Genomic DNA, 22,687 nt, shown 5'->3' with positions numbered 1-22,687 from the left:
TTTCTGTGCCGATGTAAGGGACAATCCTGTGCGCCTGTTTGTGATTCTTATTGCATGTGCGGATACATCCTCTAGCCGCTAGAGGTTCAAGCACGAAATCATGGTATAGCTTGAACTCACGCGTCTGTGAATCCGGCACTTGTTTATTCCGACGGCAAAACCTACACAAACTATATCTTTTTCATGGAGGCGAAAATGCTCACGATCGGTACGCTGTCAAAGAAGACCGGCACAAAGGTGCAGACCATCCGGTACTACGAACAGATTGGGCTCATGCCCGAACCTGGCAGGACCGAAGGCGGACAGAGGCGCTACGACAATGCACAGCTCGACCGACTATCCTTCATCCGCCATTCGCGACAACTCGGTTTCTCGCTCGATGCGATCCGCGAGCTGCTCGACCTCAGCGACCATCCCAACCGACCCTGTGACGAAGCCGATGCGATCGCGCGCCGGCAGCTCAAACAGGTGGAGCAGCGCATGGCCCGCCTGAAGGCGCTGCGCACGGAACTGAAACGCATGGTTCACGAATGCAGCGGCGGGCGGATGGGAGATTGCAAGGTGCTTGAGGTGTTGCGGGACCATTCGGAATGCCTGACCGAGCACGAGGAAATCGGGGCCTGAAGGAATTCAGCCAACATTCCGGCTGGAACGCAGATCAGCCGCAGAAGTTAATGTGTCGTACAACACAAGCTGGAACCACAAAATGGCCGCTAGACAAGATTCAATGGAGAGACGGACGCTTTGGATCGTTCTGGCGCTCAATATCGGTTTGGCCGTGGCCTTTTTCGCAACAGGCGCCTTCGGCGACTCAAGTGCCCTGATCGCCAACGGGCTCGATAACCTCTCCGACAGCTTCGTCTACGCGATCAGCCTTTTCGCTTTGTCCCGATCCGACAAATGGAAACGCGGGGCGGCGAATGTTTCCGGTGGGCTGCTGATCCTGTTCGCTGCAGGCATCCTCTACGATGCGTGGCGCCGCTACATCGGCGGGTCAGATCCGCTCGGGACGATCATGATCGCCATGGCCCTGATTGCTGCGGCCATCAACGCAGTCTGCGTCTGGCTGCTCGCTAAGCTCAAGGATCCGGACGTCAACATCCGCGCGGCCAACACCTTCAGTTACAACGATTTCGCCGCGAACCTCGGAATCGTCGTGGCTGGCGGCCTCGTCGCCTGGCTAGGAACCAACTGGCCGGACCTCGTCGTCGGCGTGATTGTCGCCGGGATCGCGGCCTGGGGAGGTATCGACATTCTGCGCGACGCACACGGCGAACACCACAAAGCAGTTCATACGGGAAAGTAAATGCGGGAGATTCTTTCTGAAAGAAAGGATTGAAGCTACAGTGACTATAGCAATTAGTCTTATTCCAAGACGATTCGAGGAGCGACCCGTTGCAGATGACCGACCCCCTACTTGTACCCACTAAACTACTGAATTTTGATGCCGCGCCTCTTGCGCATCTAATTGAGAACCGCAGCTGGCGCGGCTTATCCGAATACGATCAGATCGGAGCTGCCTATGATTTCGTTCGGAATGAAATCGCGTTCGGATACAATCGAGCTGACGACATCCCCGCATCCGAAGTGCTTTCCGACGGCTACGGGCAGTGCAATACCAAAGGCACGCTCTTGATGGCGCTGCTGCGTGGTGTCGGCATTCGTTGCCGGTTGCATGGGTTTAAGATCCACAAAGGCTTGCAGCGCGGTGTTGTCCCTGAGCTGGTGTATCCGCTTGCTCCGCAGGAAATTCTCCACTCATGGGTAGAGATCGAATATCAAGGTGCCTGGATCAACCTTGAAGGCTTCATCTTGGATGACGCTTTCCTCAATGTCCTGCAAACGTCATTCTCGGACACAGAAAGTCTCTGCGGTTATGGCGCGGGCACGGATTGCCTTGGCGCGCCTCCCGTTGCCTGGAACGGAGAAGATACCTACATTCAGAAAACCGGCATCCTGCAAGATTTCGGCGTGTTTGATACGCCGGACGCCTTCTATTTGTCCCATGAGCAATCCTTTGGATGGCTGCGTGGTGCCCTTTACCGTCATATCATACGCCACTGGATGAATGCGCGCGTACGTGGTTTCCGCAGCGGCCGCCTCAAGACTGACCGACGCGCGACACACGCGCATGAGGAGCCTGCCAATGCCGCATGACCATGGGCACGCGCATATCGATCCGGATTCTGGCGATCGGCGGGTTGCCATCGCCATCTGGGCAAACGGGCTACTTACCATTGCGCAAGTCGTTGGGGGCATATTCTCGGGCAGTCTGGCACTGATCGCCGATGCGCTGCACAACTTTTCCGATATGGCCTCGCTTGTTATTGCCTTCGCCGCACGCAAGATCGCGCGCCGCCCAGCCGATGAGCGCATGACCTTCGGCTATGGCCGGGTCGAAATCGTCGCGGCCCTAATCAACTACACCACCCTCATCGTGATCGGCTTCTATCTGATCTACGAAGGCGGCATGCGCATGATTGATCCACCCGAAGTCATGGGTTGGACCGTCGTCATTCTCGGTGGAATTGCGCTTGTGGTCGACACGCTGACCGCAATGCTGACCTATTCGATGCAGAAGGGCAGCGTGAACATCCGCGCGCTTTTTCTGCATAACCTGTCGGACGCGCTTGCTTCGGTCGCGGTTATCGTCGGTGGATCACTGATCATCCTTTACGACATGCGTTGGGTTGATCCTGCCATCACCATCGGCATCGCGCTCTACATCCTGTATCTGTCTTTCACTGAAATAGGCGGCCCAATCCGAACCCTGATGCTCGGGAGCCCGCCGGACATCGACAACGAGGCCGTCGTCGAAGCGGTGCGAAAAGTCGAAGGCGTCGCCGACGTCCACCACGTCCATCTCTGGCAAATGCAAGAGCACGAGGCTGCGCTCGATTGTCATGTCGTCGTGGCAGCCGAGGGGTGGTCGAAGATCGAAGAGATCAAGAGCGCGATCAAGAAGCGGCTGAAGGAAGAGTTCGGCATCAGCCATTCCAGTCTCGAATTTGAGCACGAGGATCGCGCTCATCAGAACGCCGATCTCTACGGTCACGGCAACGCAAGTGAAAAGGAGAAGACCAATGTTCAAGGAAACGCTGACCGAGCATGATGATGTCATCGGGCTCGTCTGCGAAGGCAAGTTGACAGAGGCAGACTTCAAGAAAATGCACGCGCTGCTTCATGAACGTCTTGGAACAACCGATAATCCGGGTCTGGTTCTCGACCTTACAAGTTTCGAGGGCTACGAAGAGCCTTCGGCGATCTTGGAAGATCTGAAGATCGACACCGCCCACGTGAACGATTTCCGTCGCATAGCGGTTTTCGGAGAACGTAGATGGATGGAATGGGGCGCACGGGTGGTCAACCTACTGACGGGCTCCGAGATGCAGTGGTTCGAATCCAGCGATACCGAGTCCGCACTTGCGTGGGCGCGTGACGGGTAGCCAACGATTCTGCAAGAAAAGGACTAACTGAATTGGATATGGAATAATGCTTCTGGCGGATCCGGACCTACTACGTAGCGACTTTAACCGGGTACTGTGTGCCAATGTGCGATTCGAGTGAAATGAGATCCGCCTCAAGATCGTGAGGCTACAGGGGCATCACGTCTAAGTTACAGAATATCGCTTGACCTCCCCTTACTGGAAGGTGGCATAAGCGCCACATGATCCGCGTTTTTCGCCTTGTTTTGATTCTCATGCTGACTTTCGGCGCCGTGACTGCGCCGGATGCGTCGTCGGCAAGTATGTCGGACACGGCGATGGCGCAGATGGAAACTGCCGAAAGCGCCGATGGCCTCTGCAATGGTTGCGATCCCGCTGGATTTGCTGACGGTACTGCCTGTGAAGGTGGGTGTCCTGTTCCTTGCGGCTCCAGCGGTACTTCTGACCTCCTTGCCAAGATGCCGTCAGAGCGGCTCGCGATGCCCTTTGGTACTGCCATCCGGGGTGCCGAACCTTTGATCCCAGTCGGCGCAAATCCGTCGCTTGATCCGTTCCCTCCCAAACTGCCTGTTTGAACCTGATACCGGCCTCGCCTGCTGCGAGGCCTGATTGTTGCCTTGGCCGAAGCTGGCTGAGTGCGGCCCTTTCAGATCAAGGCAAATGCGATGATCCTCCACAGACCGATTTCACGAAGGCACGTGCTTCGCACAGGTGCCGCATTAACAGCCCTATCCGCTCTGTCACCTGCACGAATGGCGATGGCCGATCCAACTGGGGACCCATTCGTCCTACGCGCGGCATCCGGACAGGCCGCCCTGCGACCGTTGCCATACGGCCCGACTAATGTCTGGAGCTATAGCGGATCCGTCCCCGGTCCTGAAATCAGGGTCCGGCAAGGCGACCGTATCCGGGTTCTGGCTCAGAATGGGTTGGATGAAGGGACCACAATCCACTGGCATGGCATCCGCACGCCCAATGCGATGGACGGGGTGCCGTTCCTCACGCAGGACCCGATCCCCGTCGCGGGCGAATTCCTTTACGAATTCGATGCGCTGGATGCGGGCACGTTCTGGTACCATCCGCACCAGCGCAGTTCCGAACAGGTCGGACGCGGCCTTTACGGGCCGCTGATTGTCGAGGAAGCGGACCCGATCCGCGTGGATCGGGACCTGACCTGGATGCTGGACGACTGGCGCATGACCCGCGACGGACAGATTGCGGGTGACTTCGGCAGCCGCCACGACGCCATGCATGGCGGTCGTATCGGGAATTCCGTGACGATCAACGGTCAGATGCCGGAGCGCATTGCGGTGCGGTCCGGCGAACGTATCCGGCTGCGATTGATCAACACAGCGAACGCGCGGATTTTTGGGCTGGATTTCGGGGCTCTTGAGCCTGTCGTAGTCGCTTTGGACGGTCAGCCCGTGACGCCTCATGTCCCTGATAGCAACATCGTTGTGATCGGCCCGGCCATGCGTGTCGATCTGGTGATCGACATGACCGGCAAGCCTGGAGACGCCGTGACCGTCATCGATACCTTCTACGAGGGGCTCGAATACCGGCTGGTCGATCTTGCCTACGGACCGGACAGGTTGCGGGACGCGGTACCGGACTGGTCGATGGACCTGCCGCCCAACCCGCTGGTCGAACCGGACATGGCGTCGGCCGCGCGGCACCAGATCGTCTTCAACGGCGGAATGATGGGGCAGATGATGATGGGCAGCGGTATGGGGTCGATGATGGACCAGATGCGCGAGGGCAACATGTGGTTCATCAACGGAGAAGCCGCGACGGGTCATATGATGGACCCCTTGCTGGTCCTGCCGCAGGGCACGTCGCACGTGTTCGAGATGGATAATCGCACCGCCTGGCACCATCCGATCCATTTTCACGGGCATTCGTTCCGTGTGATCGCCCGCAACGGACAACCGACTCGGTATCGCGAATGGCAGGACACCGTCCTGATGGCACCCGAAGAACGGGTCGAGATCGCGTTCGCCGCGGACAATCCCGGTGACTGGATGTTCCATTGCCACATTCTGGAACACCAGGCGGCGGGCATGATGGGCGTCATCCGTGTCGAACCTGGCACGACCAAAACCTGAAACTCACACACTTAGGACCATGAAAATGAATGAACCGATAAAGAAGATACTTGGATTTGCCAGCCTCGGCACGGCAGGTGCCGTCGCCGTCCTTGCGATGAGCCTGAATGCCGCGCCTGCCGCGGCGCAGGAGGTCACGCTCTACAAGAACCCACAATGCGGATGTTGCGAGAGTTACGCGGACTATCTGCGCGAGAACGGTTTCACGGTGGAGGTGAAGCCGACCCACGATCTGGCGCAGATCAGCCGCGATGCGGGCATCCCGGATGACTTCCAAGGCTGCCATACAGGCTTTTTGGACGATTACGTCATCAGCGGCCACGTGCCGATTGATGTCGTCAACAGGCTGCTGGAAGAGCGCCCGGAAATTGCCGGTGTGACTCTTCCCGGCATGCCATTGGGGTCGCCGGGTATGGGCGGCGCGAAACAGGAGCCCTTCAAGATTTACACCGTCGAGGAAGGTCTGAGCCCGACCGTATATTCGGTCGAATGATCAATCGCGCGGTCTGGTGCGAATCCGTGCCAGACCGGTTTCAAGGGAAAACAAAGGATGGAATGCATGATGATGGACGGTGGAATGATGGGCGGCGGCATGATGATTGCGATGGGCGTCGTCTGGTTGCTGATCGTGGGTGTGCTGGTGCTCGCGGCGATCGCCTTGGTCAAATACATCCGTTCGGACAGCGGAAAATAGAAATGTGCCAGAATGCGGATTGAGGGTGCCAGCAGCGGCGACAGCCTGTTGTCGATGGGGTTGGTCTGGGCGCTTTGCGTCCTGCTTGTCCTGTCGTCGCTCGCGGCACTCATCGTCCTCTGTAGGTGGCTCGTAACAAGAAGGCGGAAACTTAGTGAAAAACACGATTAGGCTCTCGGCTGTCCTGCTCGCCACAACGGTTTTGCCGGTTGCGGCGCAGAGCGACGTGCGCATGGGTGAGCGCCTCTATCAAGAGAATTGCGCCAGTTGCCATGGGGCGAACCTAGAGGGGCAGCTAGATTGGCGCTCCAGATTGCCGAACGGAAGGTTGCCTGCCCCACCGCACGACGCCTCCGGCCATACCTGGCATCACCCCGACCGCGTATTGTTCGACATCGTGAAACGCGGACCGGCGGCGATTGTCGGGAACGGGTACGAAAGCGACATGCCCGGATATGAGGATGTGCTGACAGACGATGAGATCACGGCGATCATCGACTACATCAAGAGCACATGGCCCAACCGGATCCGCGCGTCGCAGGAAAGCCGATCCCTTGCCGATGAGCAGGCGCAGCCATGACGGAAGAGGTCGAGAGAAATGCCGACCCTGTGTCGCGACGCAGAATCTCCGGGTTCGTGCTGGTGCCGCTGATAGCTTTTGCCCTCATGGTCCTGTTCAGTTGGGGGCTTTTTTGGGGTGGCGACGACTTGCCGTCGGCACTTCTCGGTAAACCCGTGCCCGACTTCGCGCTGCCCCCGGTGCTCGGCCGCGAAGAAGGTCTTTCGACGCAGGACCTGATCGGCCATGTCTCGCTGGTGAACGTCTTTGCCTCGTGGTGTGTGCCCTGCCGTGCCGAACATCCGCTGTTCATGGAGTTGAGCGCAACCGGTGAGGTGCCGCTCTACGGAATCAACTACAAGGACCCGCCCGATCAGGCGCGCGCCTGGCTCGACGAGTTGGGTGATCCCTACGCGCGCATCGGGGCCGACATCAACGGACGCGCCGGTATCGAATGGGGCGTCTATGGCGTGCCCGAAACCTACGTCATCGCGCCTGACGGCACCATAGCCTACCGCCATGTTGGTCCGATCACACGAGCAATCCTGCAGGAAACGCTGCTGCCGATCGTCCGTGACCACAAAACCCAATCCGCCAAGGAGAAAACGCCATGAAAAATCTGAAACCGGCGCTGATCGCCTGGGCACTGTCCGTCGGCGCGGCTTTCGCGACACCGCAAGGGTTTGCACTTCACGACACCCCGCAGCCTGTCGCCAATGTGCGCTACGATAAAGATGACGGCAGCCGCGGAGACATGGAAGATTTTCGCGGCAAGGTGATCCTCGTGAATGTCTGGGCAACCTGGTGCGTCCCCTGCCGCGAAGAGATGCCGACGCTCGATGCGCTTCAGGCGGAACTTGGCGGCGACGACTTCGAAGTGGTTGCCCTTTCCATCGACCGGGCCGGATCACAAATCGTTCGGCGTTTCTACGACGAGATCGGTGTCACCAATCTCAATATGTATGTCGACCAGACCATGCTTTCGATGACCGCGCTGCGCACCGTTGGCCTGCCGACGACGATCCTGATCGACGCGCAGGGGCGGGAGCTCGGGCGACTGGTCGGCCCGGCCGAATGGGATGATCCCGAGATGGTGTCCTTTTTGCGAAGCTTTATTGAATGAATTCCAGCAAAAGTCCACTGCTCACCCTTGACCTTCCAGTTACTGGAATGACTAGCTTTTAATCATCGAAAGGACTTTCCGGATGACCGAAATATCACCTTCCAACATTGCGGGTGCCGCCAACATCGAAAGCGCAGGAAATTGGCCCCGGTGGTTGACGCGCAGACGATTGCTGTTCGTCGGTGCGGCAACTGTGATGGGGGGCGGCATGGCCTTGAACTGGGGATGGCTCACCGCGATCGGGCTCGCGCCTGTTCTGGTCTCGCTGGCCCCCTGTGCCGCGATGTGCGGCTTGGGTCTGTGCATGAAGGGCGGGTCTGGAAAGGGCTGCTCCAAATCGCCGGAGGGGGCGTCTCCCGACTGAGCTCTTTCAATAACCACACGACCAACCAACCCAAGGAGAAAACCATGAGAAAAGCATTTAAAACCTTCGTCGTCGCAACAGCCCTTACCGCAAGTGCATTTGCCGTCAGCGCCCAAGAACAGACCACGTCGGAAACGGGCGAAATGATGCAGAATGAGGGGGCCATGCAAGGCGGCATGATGGACGGCGACATGATGGACATGATGAAGATGATGACCGAAATGAAACCCATGATGGAAGCCTGCACCGAGATGATGGCGTCCATGACCGAGAATATGGAGGCGGCATGATGCCTTCGCCAAATTCTGACGGCTAAATTGCCGAAAGTGCCTGTCGGTCTACGGATCGGCAGGCAAAAGTTTTGAAGGATTCAAGAATTGACAGCACTAACACGACGCGCCGCTTTGGCGATACTTGTGACCACGATTTCGTCTCCGGCCTTCGCCGATCATCCGGGTGAAAACCTGGATGCGCGCATGTTCGAGATGGAGCCCTACTTCCAAGCCATCGATGCAGCGCAGGCTCCGGGTTTCGAGCTGCAGGATTCCGAGGGGAATCCCGTGCGCTTGTCGGATTTTAGCGACAAGGTGGTCATCCTGCACTTCATCTACGCCAACTGCCCGGATGTCTGCCCGCTCCACTCCCAAAAGATCGCGGCCATACAGGCCTCGATCAACGACGGGCCGATGAAGGATTTAGTGCAGTTCATCTCGATCACGACCGATCCGGTGAACGACACGCCGGACGTGCTGCGCGATTACGCGGATCGGCATGGGTTCGATCAAAGCAACTGGGTCATTTTGACCAAGCAGCCCGATCAGGCTGAAGACACCACGCGCCTTCTGGCGCGGGACTTTGGGCTTGAGTTCACGATGACCGCCGACAGCGACATGATGATGCACGGGGCAGTCACTCATGTCTTGGATATCGGTGGGCGGTTCGCCGCAAAATTCCATGGCATGGAGTTCAAGAACGTGAACCTGATCCTCTATGTCAGCGAGTTGATCAACAATGCCCAGCATCGACGCCGGGAGCTCAGCTGGTGGGACCGGCTGACAGGTGTGTTTCAATGAGTGTCGTCGCGACTGGCGTCAGGCTGTCCTTAACAGACGGAATTTCCCTGACAGCTCTGCGTCGGTATTTTGCGGTGATCATCCCGGCCAACTTGTTCTGGGAGTTCGCGCATATGCCGCTCTACACGATCTGGAACGAGGGCACTTGGGGTGAGATCGTTTTCGCAGCCGTCCATTGCACGGGTGGTGATATCCTGATCGCCATGAGCGCGCTGATGCTTGCCCTTATGCTGACGGGCCAGGGCTGGCCTCTGGTCGCCTCCACGCGGCGGTCTGTGACCGTCCTGACGGTGGTGTTCGGGCTGGGATACACGCTGTTCAGTGAATGGCTCAACATCGTGATCCGTGAGGCATGGGCCTATTCGGACCTGATGCCGATCATTCCGATCCTCGATGCGGGCCTGTCACCTGTTTTGCAATGGATGGTGGTCCCGCTGGTCGCGTTCTGGTGGGCCGTGTGGCCCTTCAGCACCGAGCGTGATGTATGATGGATATTTCCGGCATCGGCATTTTCGCGGCATTCCTGGCGGGAGCCATCTCTTTCCTATCACCCTGCGTCCTGCCGCTGGTGCCGGGCTACGTATCCTATATCGCGGGTCAGCCGGATTTGCGCACGACGCGGTCGGTCGGCTTGCGGGCGCGCGCCGGGGCGCTCGGGTTGAGTGCCTGCTTTGTCCTGGGCTTTTCGACGGTCTTCGTCGCCCTCGGGGCCGGGGCCAGCGCGCTCGGATCCCTGCTGCTGACATGGCGCTCCGAGCTCAACTTTCTCGGCGGCGCGATCATCATTCTGTTCGGACTGGTCATGCTGGGTGTCTTTCGTCTGGAGACGTTCTCGCGCGATACCCGTTTCAATCTCGACATTCCCGGCGGTCGCCCGTTTGGGGCCTACGTGCTGGGACTGGCCTTCGCCTTTGGCTGGACACCCTGTATAGGACCGATCCTCGGCGCGATCCTGACACTCAGTTCGACGTCCGGCGGCATGTCGGACGGCATCTGGCTGCTGTCGATCTATTCCGCGGGGCTGGGGGTGCCGTTCCTGTTGGCGGCGCTGTTCACCGACGCCATCGCCGCGCGGGTCAGGCAGATCGGCAAGGCCGGTCGCTGGCTCTACAAGGGCGCGGGTGTTGCCATGATCATCATGGGCATTGCCATCATGACCGGGCAATTGTCACGGTTTGCCTATTGGTTGCTGGGGACGTTTCCCTTTCTCGCGACGATCGGCTGACGAACCTCGAACCAGCTCTTGGCGCGATGGCTGGTAGGTGAGGATCATCTCCACCACTCAGCAAGGTCGTACACGCCGCGCCTCTGTAGAGGTCGCGGGGCCGTCAGCCGATCAGGTAGACCCGGATCGGCATCCAGATACCCATGACCATCATCATCAGGTTCTCGGTGAGCGAGACGAACCCTAGTGGCACGTTGCTGTCGCCCCCGACGCAGGCGCATTTCAACTCGCGCTTGTCGATGTACACGGCCTTGAAGACCGAAACCGCGCCGACGGTGCCGATGAACAAGGCCACGGGTGCCGACAGCCAGGTGAGCGCCCCGGCGACCATGAGGATACCGGCGAAGGCCTCTCCGAAGGGATAGAGATAGCCGTAGCGCACCCAGCGGCGCGCCAGCAGGTCGTAATTCAGGAACATGGTCGAAAAGCTCTCGACATCCTGAAGCTTCTGCACTGCAAGCAAGCACATCGAGATCGAGACGAACCATTCCAGCGCGCGCAGGCTGAGGATGGTTCCAAAGCTGTACCATGACAGGCCGAGCGCCATCAGAAACGCGACGGCAAAGATCGCGATCACCGGCCGATAGGAGGTGTCCGAGCGCTCGCTTTCCGGCGCGTCGAGGCCGAAATGGACCCGCAGATCGTCGTAGCCGCCAATCCGCTTGTCGCCGATCCAGGTCTGCGGCGTGGTCTCGACCCCGTGCTTTTCCATGAAGGCATCGGTTTCCTCGCGTGTCGTCAGGTGATGATCCTCAACCTCGTACCCTTCGCGTTCGAGCAGGTCCTTGGACTTCAGGCCATAGGGGCAAAGATGATCCGGCATGACCATCCGGTAGAGTTGGGCTGATTTCGATGCGTCATTCGGCATAGTGTTTCCTCCAGTTTCTGGTTCAGGCACCGCAACCGTAATATCCGCGATACCCTGCACGCAGACCGGACCCAAGTTCGAGAACGAGATCGGCGTCCTGCATTTCGCCACTATTTGCGTCCAATGTGCCGGTTCCGCTCGGCGCGCTCAACGCCACTGTCATGCCTTCCGTGCCCCAAGTGCTTCCGGCGTCGCCAGCCTCCAGCCGCACCAGATCGCCGCTGATCTTGGCGAGAGCTACACTCCCACCGTCGATGCGGCCCACCGCCAGCGCAGGCCTGCTTGTGGTGGTGTAGGTGAACGTGCACGCCGCGCCGCCGGGAAACATCTGCGCAATGTCCTCCGTAGTAAGAAATTCGAGGTCGAGAATGGCGATTTCCGGGGTTGATAGCGCCTCGTCAAGGCTCATGATCTGCGTCGGTCCGCTTTCTGACTGTGCCAGACTGTCACCGTTGGCGTCGATATCGTTCACCAGATAACGCATCTCGGCGATTTCCTTGTCCTGCGCATAGATGATCTCATCCGCCAGCTTGCGCACGCGCGGGTCCGAGATATCGGCGCGGCTGGAGGTCATGATCGCGATCGAGTGGTGCGGAATCATTGCCCGCATGTAGCTGGTGTCGCCCACCGTCACCTGGCTGCGGACCAGCCAAAGCGAGGCGGCAAAGACCACGGCGGCACCGATGAAGAAGGCGGCGTTAGCCATCTTGCTGGAATACATCGACAGCATGAAGCCCAGCATGATGATCGCCATGGTGGCACCCATCAGGAGAGCCATGTAGGCCCGCGTTTCCGACCAGAACACATGCGTCCAGAGGTAGGTATTGAGATACATCAGACCGAACATGACGACGGTAGATGTGGCGATCATCGCGAAAAAGCGGCCATATGACATGAAGTTGTCCTCTCTCGAAATCGTGAAGTCTAGAGGTGGAACAACTTTCCCGCGCTGGAATGTTCCGAAATAGCTGCAGCCAGTCGCACCTTGTGGGTGGCGCTGCCCGCTGCGGGACGTATCTAAGCCCGCTTAATCCGCTGCCCTGGCGGTCCGGGTCTTATCCTCTTCCATAGCCAGATCTGCGAGAATCGGACAATTAGGCCTGTGATCGCCAGCGCAGGCATCGACAAGGTGCGACAACGTCGCGCGCATCTCGGTCAGTTCTGCGATTTTCCGGTCGATCCGGTCGAGGTGTTCCTCGGCGATCTGCTTGACCTCCGCGCTGGCGCGGTCGGTATCGGCATAGAGTTTCAGCAGGCTCCGGCAGTCCTCGATTGTGAAGCCAAGCGCACGCGCTCGCCCGAGAAACGCCAGCTTGTGGACGTCGCTCTGCCGAAAGCTGCGATAACCGTTCGCGCTGCGCAGCGGCTCGACCAGCCCGATGTCCTCGTAGTAGCGGATGGTCTTCGCAGGAAGGCCGGACAGGTCGGCCACGTCTCCGATATTCATGATCGTTTTCTCCTTGTTTCATTCTGCCGGGAGGGGGGACATGCGGGGGGCAGTCGCGGCCTTCGCCGCGTCGTCCATCGCCGGGCGGACACGGCGCAGGCGCAGCGCGTTCGTCAGTACGAAGACCGAGCTGAGCGCCATTGCCCCAGCCGCCAGCACCGGCGACAGCAGCAGGCCCGACACCGGGTAGAGCAGCCCCGCCGCCACCGGAATGAGGGCCACGTTATAGCCGAAGGCCCAGAACAGGTTCTGGCGGATGTTGCGCATCGTACGCCGCGACACTTCCAGCGCGTTGACCACGCCGCGCAAATCGCCCGACATCAGCACCACATCGGCGGATTCGATGGCGACGTCGGTGCCGGTGCCGATGGCGATGCCCACGTCCGCATGGGCAAGCGCGGGCGCATCGTTGATGCCGTCGCCGACAAAGGCGATGTGCTGGCCCGTGCCGCGCAGATCGTCCAATGCCGCGACCTTGCCATCCGGCAGCACACCCGCGATCACATGGTCGATGCCGGTCTCGCGCGCGATGGCTTCTGCCGTCTCGCGCTTGTCGCCGGTGATCATGGCAACCTTCAGGCCCAGATCGTGCAGCGCCCGGATGGCTGCCGCGCTGGACCGCTTCACCGGATCGGCCACGGCGATGACGGCGGCAACGCGTCCGTCGATGGCGGCGTAAAGCGCGGTGCGGCCCCGTTCGGCCAGGCGGCGCTCTTCGTCGGCCAACGCACCGATGTCCAGCCCTTCGTGCGTCATCAAACGGTCGGCCCCCACCAGCACGTCATGGCCCGAAACCTCTGCCCGGACACCGTAGCCGGTGATGGAGGTGAATTTCTGCGCGTCGTGACGGGCAACGCCCTCGGCCTCCGCCGCCCGCAGGATGGCCTCGGCGATGGGATGTTCCGACTGCGCCTCGACCGCCGCGATCAGCGCCAGCACCTCGGCGCGGTCAAAGCCGTCGGCCAGCACCAGATCGGTCAGCTCGGGGCGGCCTTCGGTCACCGTGCCGGTCTTGTCCAGCGCCACCACATCCACTGTCGAAAGCTGTTGCAGCGCATCGCCCTTGCGGAACAGCACGCCCATTTCGGCGGCACGCCCTGTGCCCACCATGATCGAGGTCGGTGTAGCGAGCCCCATCGCGCAGGGGCAGGCGATGATCAGGACCGAAACACCGGCGACCATCGCAAAGGACAGGGCGGGTGACGGCCCGGCCAGCAGCCAGACCAAGACGGTCAGGGCGGCAAAAGCCATGACCGCGGGCACAAACCACAGAGTGATCCGGTCGACCAGCCCCTGGATCGGCAACTTCGCCCCCTGCGCCTCTTCGACCATGCGGATGATCCGGGCCAGCGTCGTATCCGCCCCCACGCGCGTCGCGCGGAACCGAAAGGCACCGGAGCCGTTGACCGTCCCGCCTGTGACGGGGTCGCCCACCGACTTGGCAACCGGCACCGGTTCGCCGGTGATCATGCTCTCATCGACACGCGCGCTGCCTTCGGTCACCTCGCCGTCCACCGCGATCCGCTCTCCGGGACGCACCAACAGGATGTCGCCCGCAGTGATACGTTCGATAGCCACGTCCTGCGGCTCTCCGCCCACCACCACTCGTGCGGTCTTGGCCTGAAGGCCTAGCAGCTTATGGATCGCGGCCCCGGCCCGGCCCTTTGCGCGGGCTTCCAGCCAGCGGCCCAGCAGGATCAGCACGACAATGACCGCCGCCGCCTCGAAATAGACCGCGCGCGACCCTTCGGGCAGCAGCGCGGGCGCGAAGAGCGCCACGAGGGAATAGAGATAGGCCGCCGAGGTGCCGACAGCGACAAGGCTGTTCATGTCCGGTGCGCCCTTGAGCAGCGCGGGAAACCCGAGCGTGTAGAAGCTGCGCCCCGGCCAGAACAGGACCACGGTGGTCAGACCGAACTGGATCAGCCAGCTGGCCCGGTGGCCAATGGTTTCGCCGATCAGGCCATGCATCCCGGGGATCAGGTGCGCGCCCATTTCCAGCAGGAACACCGGCAGGGCGAGGGCCGCCGCCATAGCGGTCCTGCGGGCCAGCCTGCGCGCCTCTTCATCCTTGCGGGCACTCGTGTCTTCCCGCGCGCTGTCCTGCGGCAGGGTCGCGGGATAGCCTGCGTCAACCGCCGCCTTGAGCAGGTCGGCGACCACGACCGCGCCTTCGAGATAAGTCACCGTGGCGGTTTCCGAGGCCAGATTGACGTTCACGTCCAGCACGCCCGGCATCGCCGCCAGCGCCTTGTCCACCCGCCCGACGCAGGACGCGCAGGACATGGAGGCCACGTTCAGACGAACGCTCTGAGTCCGGACGGGATAGCCGATCTCTTCCAACTTCTCGACGATGTCCGAGATGCGCTCCGGCCCGTCGATCTGCGCCTGGGCCGTCTCGCTGGCGAGGTTGACGCGAACGTCGCTGACACCCGGCAGGCCGGAAAGCCCACGCTCCACCCGCCCAACGCAAGAGGCGCAGGACATGTTTTGAAGGGAAATTCGGACGTTGTGTGGACCGGACATGGAAATCTCCTGATTCTGATCCTCCGAGAGATAAGGGTTCCATTCGCTGGAAGGTCAACAGGTGCATCGAGAAATTTTTTCGGGCATTGACCTTCCCATAGGGGAACGCCCTAGGTAGCAGCAGCAAGAAGGAGATCGTGATGATCAGGTTCAGCGTGCCGGACATGAACTGCGGACATTGCACCGCGTCGATAAAGAAGGCCATTGTGACGATAGACCCACACGCGACTGTCACCTGTGACCTGACTGCGCGTTCCGTCGAGGTAGATAGCGCATTGGATGAAAGCGCTCTGAAGGCAGCGATTCACGATGCGGGCTACGGATCGGAAAGACTGACTTAGTCCCGTCAATTCCAGTCATTAAAGACATACTCCCTGCCATTTTCGCTTCTTCTGTCTGAATGGTGAACGTTGCTATGTACCTATTGCGCAACAGTTTTGAGCGCTTGCAGCGAGAATTCGCCTGCCTCGCTAGAATGTGCCAAACCTTCCCGCGCTGTAAGCGTTGACTAATTTGTCAAAACGTCCAAGTTTCCGTTCATGAGAATGCGTGTCGCCACTTCGGTATGGGTGAAATTCCTCACTTGCTTCGCTTTTGCGTTGGCTCTGGTTCTTTCTCCACCTTCTGCGGCACACGCGGCCTCGGGAATGCATGATGGTCAGCATTCTGGATCGATCAGCGCCCTTCTCAGCGAACCGACTGTTGGTCAGGGAACTGATATCCACGCCGACCACATGAAACACCCGGCGACAGTTGACGTGGATGACATATCCTCCGACATTGGTGAAACAGAGCATCAATCAACTCAGTGTTGTAACGGAATATGCATTTCTGTCGTCATTCCAGACGCAGACTTGGTATTCCCGGATCCTATTGCTGCGAAAGAATATATGATCCTGAGCGGTCAGACGCATTCCGTCGAAACATCAGGGTTTCTGCGGCCCCCTCGATTCCTGATCTGAAACGGCGCCCAATCCGGGTGTGAGCCTTGCGCAGACTCTGCGTGAGACATCGTTCATCAATCAGGATACCTTCATGAAAATTCATCTACTTATGGGGGCTTCGGCCCTCGGGCTTGGCGCATGCGCCTATGAGCCTACCCCTTTGCCCTCCGTTGCGACACAACAGGCTGTCGTCAACGCGACCGTTTCGTCTCCGATCAGCTATCAAGATCCATTGGCTGGCTACACCTATCGTGGTCCGACCGGCCCCCGTGATTGGCGGTCTGTCAATCAAGAGCAGACGGAGGGCAACTGATGCGGGTATCTAAGATTCCGCTGGTTCTTGGCTTGCCACTTTTCTTGGGTGCCTGCGCAACCGCAGTACCGGGAAGCTACACCGAACCGAAGGCCGGTTTTGCCAATGTGGCCAGCCAGATCACGCCAGCGATCGGCAAACGGACCGTGTTTGCGGAAACGCAGGCCGAAAACGAAGCTCTCAAGAAACAGGTGCACAGCATGGTGCATCAGAAGACGATCTCGGCCGATACGGCGGTTCAGGTTGCGTTGCTGAACAATAAGGGTCTGCAAGCGTCTTACGTCAATGTTGGCCTCTCGGCCGCTGAGGCTTGGCAGCAATCGACGCCGGAAAACCCGATCGTCTCAATTGGCGTCCTGGGAATCGGTGCGCCTGAGCTCGGTGCCTACAGGGCGATCGAAGGGCTGATCCGGTCGAACGTCCTCGATGCCACCACGCGCAAACAGCGCATGGCCATTGCTGATGCAAGCTTCCGGCAGGCTCAGCTCAATGCCGTGAACGACACACTTGCACTGGCCAATCAGACGCGAAAGGCATGGGTCGATGCAGTCGCCGCCTTCGAGGCAGTGAGCTATCTGCGGCGCGCGAAAGCGACCTCTGACGCCGGCTCTGAACTGGCGATGAGGTTGGGCGAGACCGGCGCACTTAACAAAGCTGGGCAGGCCCGCGAACAGGCATTCAATGCCGAACTGGCGGGGCAACTTGCACAGGCACGATTGAACGCCACTCGGTCCAAGGAGGCTTTGACCAGGTTGATGGGCCTCTGGGGCACCGGAGTCGATTACTATGTGCCAGATGCCCTTCCTTCACTGCCGCGTTCTGTCGGCCGTGTGACCGACATCGAGGCCAAGGCGCTAAGAAATCGGGTGGATCTGCGTGTTGCCAAAGTTGGCCTGGAAGCGCAGGCCAAGGCGTTTGGTCTGACCGACCAGACCCGCATTGTCAGCGATCTGGAGATCGTTGCGGGAGCCGAATTTGAGCGTGAAGTTGAAGGCAGTGGCGACATTGAAACCAAGACTTTGCCTCAGGTGGAAGTGGAGTTCGCGATCCCGATCTACGACACCGGCAAGGCCCGGATGCGCAAGGCGGAATTGTCTTATCTTCAAGCGGCCAACGTGCTCGCAGAGAAGGCCGTGAACGTCCGGTCTGAAGCGCGCGGTGCTGAAGCCTCTTATCATGCCGCATACAAAATCGCTCGCCACTACCGCGACGTTCTGGTGCCGCTACGCACGACCGTCGAAGAAGAGGGTTTGCTGTCCTACAACGGCATGATCACCAACACTTTCGAGCTGCTGACTGATGTGCGCGAGAAACTTGCCGCATCCCTGGAAGCGGCAAATGCAAAACGCGAATTCTATATGGCACAGGCCGATCTGACCGCCGCGATCTATGGCGGCGGCGAAGGCGGTGCTGGTGCTGGTGGAGAAGGCGCATCACTTGCCGCCGGTGGCGGCGCAGGACACTGAAAGGAACTGACATGTTGAACAGACGTCAATTACTCGGAGCCGGCGCCGCAGGTGCAACGCTGGTCTCTTCAAAAGCCTGGGGTCAAACCCTGAACATGGGCCTCCCCGAAGCCGCGCAGATGGACAGTGCGGCAACGGCGATTACGGCGCGTCCGTCGTCAGGGCCGGACTACACACCAGTGGTCACGCTGAACGGGTGGACCCTGCCGCACCGGATGAACAACGGGGTCAAGGAATTTCACCTCGTCGCCGAACCGGTAGAGCGCGAACTTGCAGACGGCATGATTGCGCATTTGTGGGGTTACAACGGCCAGTCCACCGGTCCAACGATCGAAGCAGTCGAAGGCGACCGGGTCCGCATCTACGTCACCAACAAGCTGCCGGAAGGCACCACGGTGCATTGGCACGGGCTCATCCTGCCCTCGGGCATGGATGGGGTCTCCGGGTTGAGTCATCCCAGCATCCCGCCAGGAAAAACGTTTGTCTACGAATTCGACTTGGTGAAGTCCGGCACGTTCATGTACCACCCCCATGGCGACGAAATGACCCAGATGGCGATGGGGATGATGGGCATGTTCGTGGTCCATCCCAAGGATCCCACCTTCATGCCGGTGGATCGCGATTTTCTGATCATGCTGAATGCCTTTGACATCGATCCCGGCACATACGTGCCCCGCATCATGACGATGACGGACTTCAACCTGTGGACATGGAACAGTCGGATCTTCCCCGACATCGATCCGCTGGTCGTGAACAAGGGCGACAAGGTGCGAGTACGCGTCGGCAACCTCACGATGACAAACCACCCGATCCACATGCACGGCTATGATTTCAAGGTCACCTGCACGGATGGTGGCTGGGTACCGCCAGAAGCGCAATGGCCGGAGGTCAGCATCGACATCCCCGTGGGCGCGATGCGCGCCTATGAGTTCGTCGCAGAGCATCTGGGTGACTGGGCGATTCACTGCCACAAGTCGCACCACACGATGAATGCCATGGGTCACGATGTGCCGACGTTCATCGGGGTCAACAAGAAGCCGCTGACCCAGAAGATCCGTCAGTTCCAGCCGGAATACATGCCCATGGGGATGTCCGGCATGGGGGACATGGCGAAAATGGAAATGCCGCTGCCTGACAACACGATCCCGATGATGACGGGTTGGGGGCCCTACGGCCCCATCGAGATGGGCGGCATGTTTTCGGTCGTAAAGGTGCGGGACGGCATCGACGCGGACGATTACTCCGATCCCGGCTGGTACGAAAATCCTCCGGGCGAGATGGCCTACGAATGGACCGGCGAATTGCCCGAGTTCGCCTCGAACAACAGTCCCAAGACCATTCTCACACCAAAACCAAACTCGAAGGGCTGAACGGCCCTTCGTCAACTCCAACCAAACCAACCTACAGGACAATGAAATGAGAAATCTTCTTTTGACGACAAGCTTCGCGTTGGTGCTTTCGGCACCAGCATTTGCCGCAGGCACACATGATGGCGGGCACGGTGAGACCAAGCCGGCCGCAATGATGATCGGTATGCCGGGTGAAGCCGCCAATGTGGACCGCACAATTGATGTCACTCTGCTCGAAAACGACGAAGGCGAAATGCTGATCGAGAGCGAAGAGATGACCATCAAGGAGGGTGAAACCATCCGCTTCAACATCACGAACAAGGGTGAGCTGGAGCATGAATTCGTCCTTGATACAGTCGAGCGTAACGCCGAGCACAAGATCGAAATGGCCAAGATGGATATGGAACACGACGACCCGAACCGAATCCGTCTCGATGCAGGCGCTTCGGGTGAGGTCGTCTGGACGTTCGCGAATGCTGGTACGTTCGAAGCGGCGTGCCTGATTCCGGGTCACTACGAATCCGGAATGCACCGTGCGGTCTCAGTGGGGGACCAGATGGCTCAGGCTGACGTGGAATATACGAGCGGGACCATCAAGAAGATCGACGCCAAGGCCGGCAAGGTCACAATCATCCACGGCCCTCTGGTCAACCTCGATATGCCCGCGATGACGATGGTGTTCCGCGCGGACGAAGCGATGATGGCCAAGATGGCGGAAGGTCAGGACATCGAGTTCGTTGCCGACCGGGTCAAGGGCAAGCTTACTGTCACGCAGATGAAGTGAAGATAGACAATGGGGCCGAGGCGAACACGCCCGGCCCCAACGTTTTGAGGCAATAAAATCAAGCGCTACGGAAATAGCCGAGCATTATGAATTTCCTGATAATCTGCACCACCGCCCTTGTGCTCGTCTTTCCGGCTTTCTCAGTGAACGCTTCTAGTGGCAAAGGCCAGCAACCTCATGCGCGGGCCTTTGAATTGCCTGGCCATGATGCGATCGGGAAGCCCGGTGTCGGTTCCTCATTCGACCGGACGATCGAAATATCCATCAGGGAGACAGAAAGCGGATACATGCTTTTCGAGCCGGACGCGATCCAGATTGAAAAGGGATCGGTCGTTCGGTTTTTGATCGGCAATACGGGCGCTCTGGATCACGAGTTCTTTCTCGGCTCCTGTGACGAAATTGCGAAACATCAGCAATGGATGCGCGAACACCCCGATATGCAACATGATCGCGCCAACTCGGTTTTGATCCCAAGTGGACAAAATGCCGACCTGATCTGGGAGTTCTCCGATATGACAAACCTGGAGTTCGTGTGCTTGATACCCGGCCACCGGGAAGCGGGCATGTGGGGCGTCATCATGGTGCACGATCACCTTGCGCCGAAATCAAAGGGTTAGAATTTTTGATGTCACTCCTGGACAGGTATCACGTGCTTGTACACAACGTATCTGCCGCGTTTGGGTACGACTACAGCGATGCGACGCCAGACTGGGTTCACCCGTTCATTCATCTGATACTGGTCTTGGCGCCCGCGCTGCTGATCACTGTCGGCTCACATCTTGCTATTCGCGGCATTCTCAAGCTTTGGAAGCGCCGTCACACCCCTACGTTCCACCCCGAACCCATACGGGGGCTTGAAGGCAGTCTTTTCAGCACGGTCCTGCGCTACTCCAGAAGGCAGCAGGCATTGATGATTGTCGTCAGCCTCATCGCGATGCCTATTCTATATTTGACCCTCGAACTGCCAAAGCAGATCGTCAACAACGCTTTGGATTCTGATCGTTTCCCCGTTGCCGTTTTGGGGCGAGACGTCGATCAGGTCGTTTTCCTAATGCTTCTCTGTGGTCTCTACCTTTTGGCGATCATCCTGAATGGGCTAAACAAATATGGCCTTAACGTGTTCAAGGGATATGTAGCTGAGCGTTTTCTGCGGCGCTTCCGGCTGCTGGTCTATCGGCAATGGCGCAGCGATCCCGACTCCCGAAACCAGAGCGAAATCGTCCCTATTCTCGCACAGGAAGTTGAGCCCATAGGTGGCTTCGCGGCAGATGTCCTCACGCTGCCAATCCTACAAGGTGGTACACTGTTGACGATCCTGTTTTTCATGTTCGTTCAGGACCCTGTGTTGGGTGCCGCCGCACTGACGGTGCTGCCAATCCAGCTCGTGCTGCTACCCAAGCTACAGCGGCGTGTCAACGCCCTTTCACGTACAAGAATCAAGGAAGTCCGACAGCTCGGCAGACAGCTTAGCGAACAGTTGCATGAACGGCAGGTCAATCCGACCGGACTGCTACCGGCCGGAGCGAGTTTTAGAGAGCTTGAGCACGTCCGCAGGAAGATTTTCCGCCTGAAGTTCTTCATCAAGGCCCTCAACAATTTTCTAACCGCGCTGACCCCATTCCTGTTCTACTCATTGGGAGGATATTTCGTCATCGAAGGGCGTATCACATTCGGTGCCCTGGTGGCCGTCCTAGCCGCACACAAAGACTTCTCGGCACCGCTGAAAGAACTCTTCAATTACTATCAGACGCTGGAAGACACGCGGATCCGGTACCACGAAATCACGACCTTTTTCAACAAATCGATCCAGCAATCCGCAATTGTTCAAGCAGACAACACCATGCCGCAGGACGTCAGTCAATTCGAGCAAGCCCAACTGAGATACCCGGCTTCGTCTCTAAAAAGGCAGGGGCCATCGCAACATCATGAAAGAGTTTGATAGTATGAAATGGGCAGCGATATTTTTCGCTCTGGTCGCCGTCGTTGCAGCAGTATGGTTCATTGTGCAACCGAGCCACTCTCGGACGGGCGTCCAGAGGGAGGAGGGCATCGCGCTTTCCGCGGGTGCTCTCGCTACTGTCAAGCTACCAAACAGTTTCACAGAGCAGGAGCAAATCGGCGCAAGCGCTTATGATGCGGTCTGTTCCGCTTGCCACGGTCGAAACGCGCAGGGCCAAGATGGCGTCGCTCCTCCGCTTGTTCACAAGATTTATGAACCCAGCCACCACGGCGACATGGCGTTTGTCCTTGCAGCGCAGAATGGAGTTCGGGCGCACCACTGGGAATTTGGCAACATGCCAGCGGTTGAAGGCGTGACGCGCTCAGACATCCTTGCTATCGTGGCGTACATTCGAGCTTTGCAGCGGGCCAACGGAATTGACTAGGCACTTTCGTCGGTCAA

General features: G+C 59.0%; 30 protein-coding genes. 26 read left to right on the top strand and 4 right to left on the bottom strand.

The genetic code is table 11. The annotated features are described in order from the left end of the window. Positions 1-195: 195 nt before the first annotated feature. The 17 genes from IV89_RS17615 to IV89_RS17540 all read left to right on the top strand — a co-directional run bounded on the left by IV89_RS17615 (position 196) and on the right by IV89_RS17540 (position 10,589). Positions 196-624 carry a helix-turn-helix domain-containing protein gene (locus IV89_RS17615; RefSeq protein ID WP_037941862.1) on the top strand — a complete coding sequence of 143 codons (429 nt, stop codon included), beginning with the start codon at positions 196-198 and terminating at the stop codon, positions 622-624. Between the two features lie 103 nt (positions 625-727). Further along, the gene (locus IV89_RS17610) at positions 728-1,306 is read left to right on the top strand and encodes a cation transporter (RefSeq protein WP_037941752.1); all 579 of its coding nucleotides are present in this window, start codon (positions 728-730) and stop codon (positions 1,304-1,306) included. Positions 1,307-1,401: 95 nt separating this feature from the next. Continuing rightward, on the top strand, positions 1,402-2,157 hold the full coding sequence (locus IV89_RS17605) for a transglutaminase family protein (RefSeq protein ID WP_037941861.1): 756 nt from the start codon (positions 1,402-1,404) through the stop codon (positions 2,155-2,157). Beyond that, positions 2,147-3,112, top strand: coding sequence for a cation diffusion facilitator family transporter (locus IV89_RS17600; protein WP_037941750.1), 966 nt, complete (start codon positions 2,147-2,149; stop codon positions 3,110-3,112). The genes IV89_RS17605 and IV89_RS17600 overlap by 11 nt, the downstream gene beginning before the upstream one ends. Next, positions 3,084-3,446 carry an STAS/SEC14 domain-containing protein gene (locus tag IV89_RS17595; protein ID WP_037941747.1) on the top strand — a complete coding sequence of 121 codons (363 nt, stop codon included), beginning with the start codon at positions 3,084-3,086 and terminating at the stop codon, positions 3,444-3,446. Before IV89_RS17600 ends, IV89_RS17595 begins: the two co-directional genes overlap by 29 nt. 221 nt (positions 3,447-3,667) lie before the next feature. Continuing rightward, on the top strand, positions 3,668-4,021 hold the full coding sequence (locus IV89_RS17590) for a hypothetical protein (RefSeq protein WP_037941746.1): 354 nt from the start codon (positions 3,668-3,670) through the stop codon (positions 4,019-4,021). A 183-nt stretch (positions 4,022-4,204) separates the two neighbouring features. Continuing rightward, positions 4,205-5,551, top strand: coding sequence for a multicopper oxidase family protein (locus IV89_RS17585; RefSeq protein ID WP_235183690.1), 1,347 nt, complete (start codon positions 4,205-4,207; stop codon positions 5,549-5,551). Positions 5,552-5,588: 37 nt separating this feature from the next. Then, on the top strand, positions 5,589-6,044 hold the full coding sequence (locus tag IV89_RS17580) for a DUF411 domain-containing protein (protein ID WP_037941855.1): 456 nt from the start codon (positions 5,589-5,591) through the stop codon (positions 6,042-6,044). Positions 6,045-6,110: 66 nt separating this feature from the next. After that, entirely contained in the window at positions 6,111-6,245 is a 135-nt protein-coding gene (locus IV89_RS18655) for a hypothetical protein (RefSeq protein WP_268874242.1), read from the top strand. 202 nt (positions 6,246-6,447) lie between these two features. Further along, a complete protein-coding gene (locus IV89_RS17575; protein ID WP_240558221.1) occupies positions 6,448-6,825 on the top strand; it encodes a cytochrome c in 378 nt (125 codons plus the stop codon). Then, positions 6,822-7,418 (top strand): DsbE family thiol:disulfide interchange protein, encoded by a 597-nt coding sequence (locus tag IV89_RS17570; RefSeq protein ID WP_037941739.1) that lies wholly within the window; start codon positions 6,822-6,824, stop codon positions 7,416-7,418. Before IV89_RS17575 ends, IV89_RS17570 begins: the two co-directional genes overlap by 4 nt. After that, the gene (locus tag IV89_RS17565; protein ID WP_037941738.1) at positions 7,415-7,927 is read left to right on the top strand and encodes a TlpA disulfide reductase family protein; all 513 of its coding nucleotides are present in this window, start codon (positions 7,415-7,417) and stop codon (positions 7,925-7,927) included. Before IV89_RS17570 ends, IV89_RS17565 begins: the two co-directional genes overlap by 4 nt. An 82-nt stretch (positions 7,928-8,009) precedes the next feature. Beyond that, on the top strand, positions 8,010-8,291 hold the full coding sequence (locus IV89_RS17560; protein ID WP_037941737.1) for a hypothetical protein: 282 nt from the start codon (positions 8,010-8,012) through the stop codon (positions 8,289-8,291). Positions 8,292-8,335: 44 nt separating this feature from the next. After that, positions 8,336-8,581: a hypothetical protein gene (locus tag IV89_RS17555; RefSeq protein WP_235183689.1), complete on the top strand. Its 246-nt coding sequence runs from the start codon at positions 8,336-8,338 to the stop codon at positions 8,579-8,581. A gap of 87 nt (positions 8,582-8,668) precedes the next feature. Continuing rightward, complete coding sequence (locus IV89_RS17550; protein WP_235183688.1) at positions 8,669-9,364, top strand: SCO family protein; 696 nt, start codon at positions 8,669-8,671, stop codon at positions 9,362-9,364. Next, positions 9,361-9,852, top strand: a complete 492-nt coding sequence (locus IV89_RS17545) for a hypothetical protein (RefSeq protein WP_051843822.1) — start codon at positions 9,361-9,363, stop codon at positions 9,850-9,852. Before IV89_RS17550 ends, IV89_RS17545 begins: the two co-directional genes overlap by 4 nt. Continuing rightward, a complete protein-coding gene (locus tag IV89_RS17540; protein ID WP_037941734.1) occupies positions 9,849-10,589 on the top strand; it encodes a cytochrome c biogenesis protein CcdA in 741 nt (246 codons plus the stop codon). The genes IV89_RS17545 and IV89_RS17540 overlap by 4 nt, the downstream gene beginning before the upstream one ends. Positions 10,590-10,692: 103 nt before the next feature. Here IV89_RS17540 and IV89_RS17535 read toward each other — a convergent pair whose 3' ends face one another. The 4 genes from IV89_RS17535 to IV89_RS17520 all read right to left on the bottom strand — a co-directional run bounded on the left by IV89_RS17535 (position 10,693) and on the right by IV89_RS17520 (position 15,430). Next, the gene (locus IV89_RS17535; protein WP_184583059.1) at positions 10,693-11,457 is read right to left on the bottom strand and encodes a glutaredoxin; all 765 of its coding nucleotides are present in this window, start codon (positions 11,455-11,457) and stop codon (positions 10,693-10,695) included. A gap of 22 nt (positions 11,458-11,479) precedes the next feature. After that, on the bottom strand, positions 11,480-12,352 hold the full coding sequence (locus tag IV89_RS17530; protein ID WP_037941732.1) for a DUF305 domain-containing protein: 873 nt from the start codon (positions 12,350-12,352) through the stop codon (positions 11,480-11,482). 132 nt (positions 12,353-12,484) lie between these two features. Then, positions 12,485-12,904, bottom strand: a complete 420-nt coding sequence (cueR, locus tag IV89_RS17525) for a Cu(I)-responsive transcriptional regulator (RefSeq protein ID WP_037941731.1) — start codon at positions 12,902-12,904, stop codon at positions 12,485-12,487. An 18-nt stretch (positions 12,905-12,922) separates the two neighbouring features. Further along, on the bottom strand, positions 12,923-15,430 hold the full coding sequence (locus IV89_RS17520; protein ID WP_037941730.1) for a heavy metal translocating P-type ATPase: 2,508 nt from the start codon (positions 15,428-15,430) through the stop codon (positions 12,923-12,925). Between the two features lie 140 nt (positions 15,431-15,570). Here IV89_RS17520 and IV89_RS17515 point away from each other — a divergent pair, with 140 nt between their 5' ends. The 9 genes from IV89_RS17515 (at position 15,571) to IV89_RS17475 (ending at position 22,670) form a co-directional block, all read left to right on the top strand. Further along, entirely contained in the window at positions 15,571-15,771 is a 201-nt protein-coding gene (locus IV89_RS17515) for a heavy-metal-associated domain-containing protein (protein ID WP_037941729.1), read from the top strand. Positions 15,772-15,969: 198 nt separating this feature from the next. Beyond that, positions 15,970-16,392, top strand: a complete 423-nt coding sequence (locus tag IV89_RS17510; RefSeq protein WP_081858737.1) for a hypothetical protein — start codon at positions 15,970-15,972, stop codon at positions 16,390-16,392. 73 nt (positions 16,393-16,465) lie between these two features. Continuing rightward, on the top strand, positions 16,466-16,687 hold the full coding sequence (locus IV89_RS17505; protein ID WP_221227929.1) for a hypothetical protein: 222 nt from the start codon (positions 16,466-16,468) through the stop codon (positions 16,685-16,687). Further along, positions 16,687-18,153 (top strand): TolC family protein, encoded by a 1,467-nt coding sequence (locus IV89_RS17500; protein ID WP_037941726.1) that lies wholly within the window; start codon positions 16,687-16,689, stop codon positions 18,151-18,153. The genes IV89_RS17505 and IV89_RS17500 overlap by 1 nt, the downstream gene beginning before the upstream one ends. A gap of 11 nt (positions 18,154-18,164) precedes the next feature. Next, positions 18,165-19,523 (top strand): copper oxidase, encoded by a 1,359-nt coding sequence (locus tag IV89_RS17495; RefSeq protein WP_132998290.1) that lies wholly within the window; start codon positions 18,165-18,167, stop codon positions 19,521-19,523. A 46-nt stretch (positions 19,524-19,569) separates the two neighbouring features. Beyond that, the gene (locus IV89_RS17490; RefSeq protein WP_037941725.1) at positions 19,570-20,286 is read left to right on the top strand and encodes a copper-binding protein; all 717 of its coding nucleotides are present in this window, start codon (positions 19,570-19,572) and stop codon (positions 20,284-20,286) included. Positions 20,287-20,372: 86 nt separating this feature from the next. Then, a complete protein-coding gene (locus tag IV89_RS17485; RefSeq protein ID WP_235183687.1) occupies positions 20,373-20,903 on the top strand; it encodes a plastocyanin/azurin family copper-binding protein in 531 nt (176 codons plus the stop codon). An 8-nt stretch (positions 20,904-20,911) separates the two neighbouring features. Then, the gene (locus tag IV89_RS17480) at positions 20,912-22,225 is read left to right on the top strand and encodes an ABC transporter transmembrane domain-containing protein (RefSeq protein ID WP_037941722.1); all 1,314 of its coding nucleotides are present in this window, start codon (positions 20,912-20,914) and stop codon (positions 22,223-22,225) included. Further along, complete coding sequence (locus tag IV89_RS17475) at positions 22,212-22,670, top strand: cytochrome c (protein WP_235183686.1); 459 nt, start codon at positions 22,212-22,214, stop codon at positions 22,668-22,670. Before IV89_RS17480 ends, IV89_RS17475 begins: the two co-directional genes overlap by 14 nt. The last annotated feature ends 17 nt before the right edge of the window (positions 22,671-22,687 follow it).

Origin of the sequence: Sulfitobacter sp. CB2047 (genome assembly GCF_000735125.2) — a bacterium.
GTDB classification, from domain to species: domain Bacteria; phylum Pseudomonadota; class Alphaproteobacteria; order Rhodobacterales; family Rhodobacteraceae; genus Sulfitobacter; species Sulfitobacter pontiacus.
The sequence above is the reverse complement of the archived record's forward strand: the minus strand, read 5'-3'. Positions and strand labels throughout refer to the sequence as shown.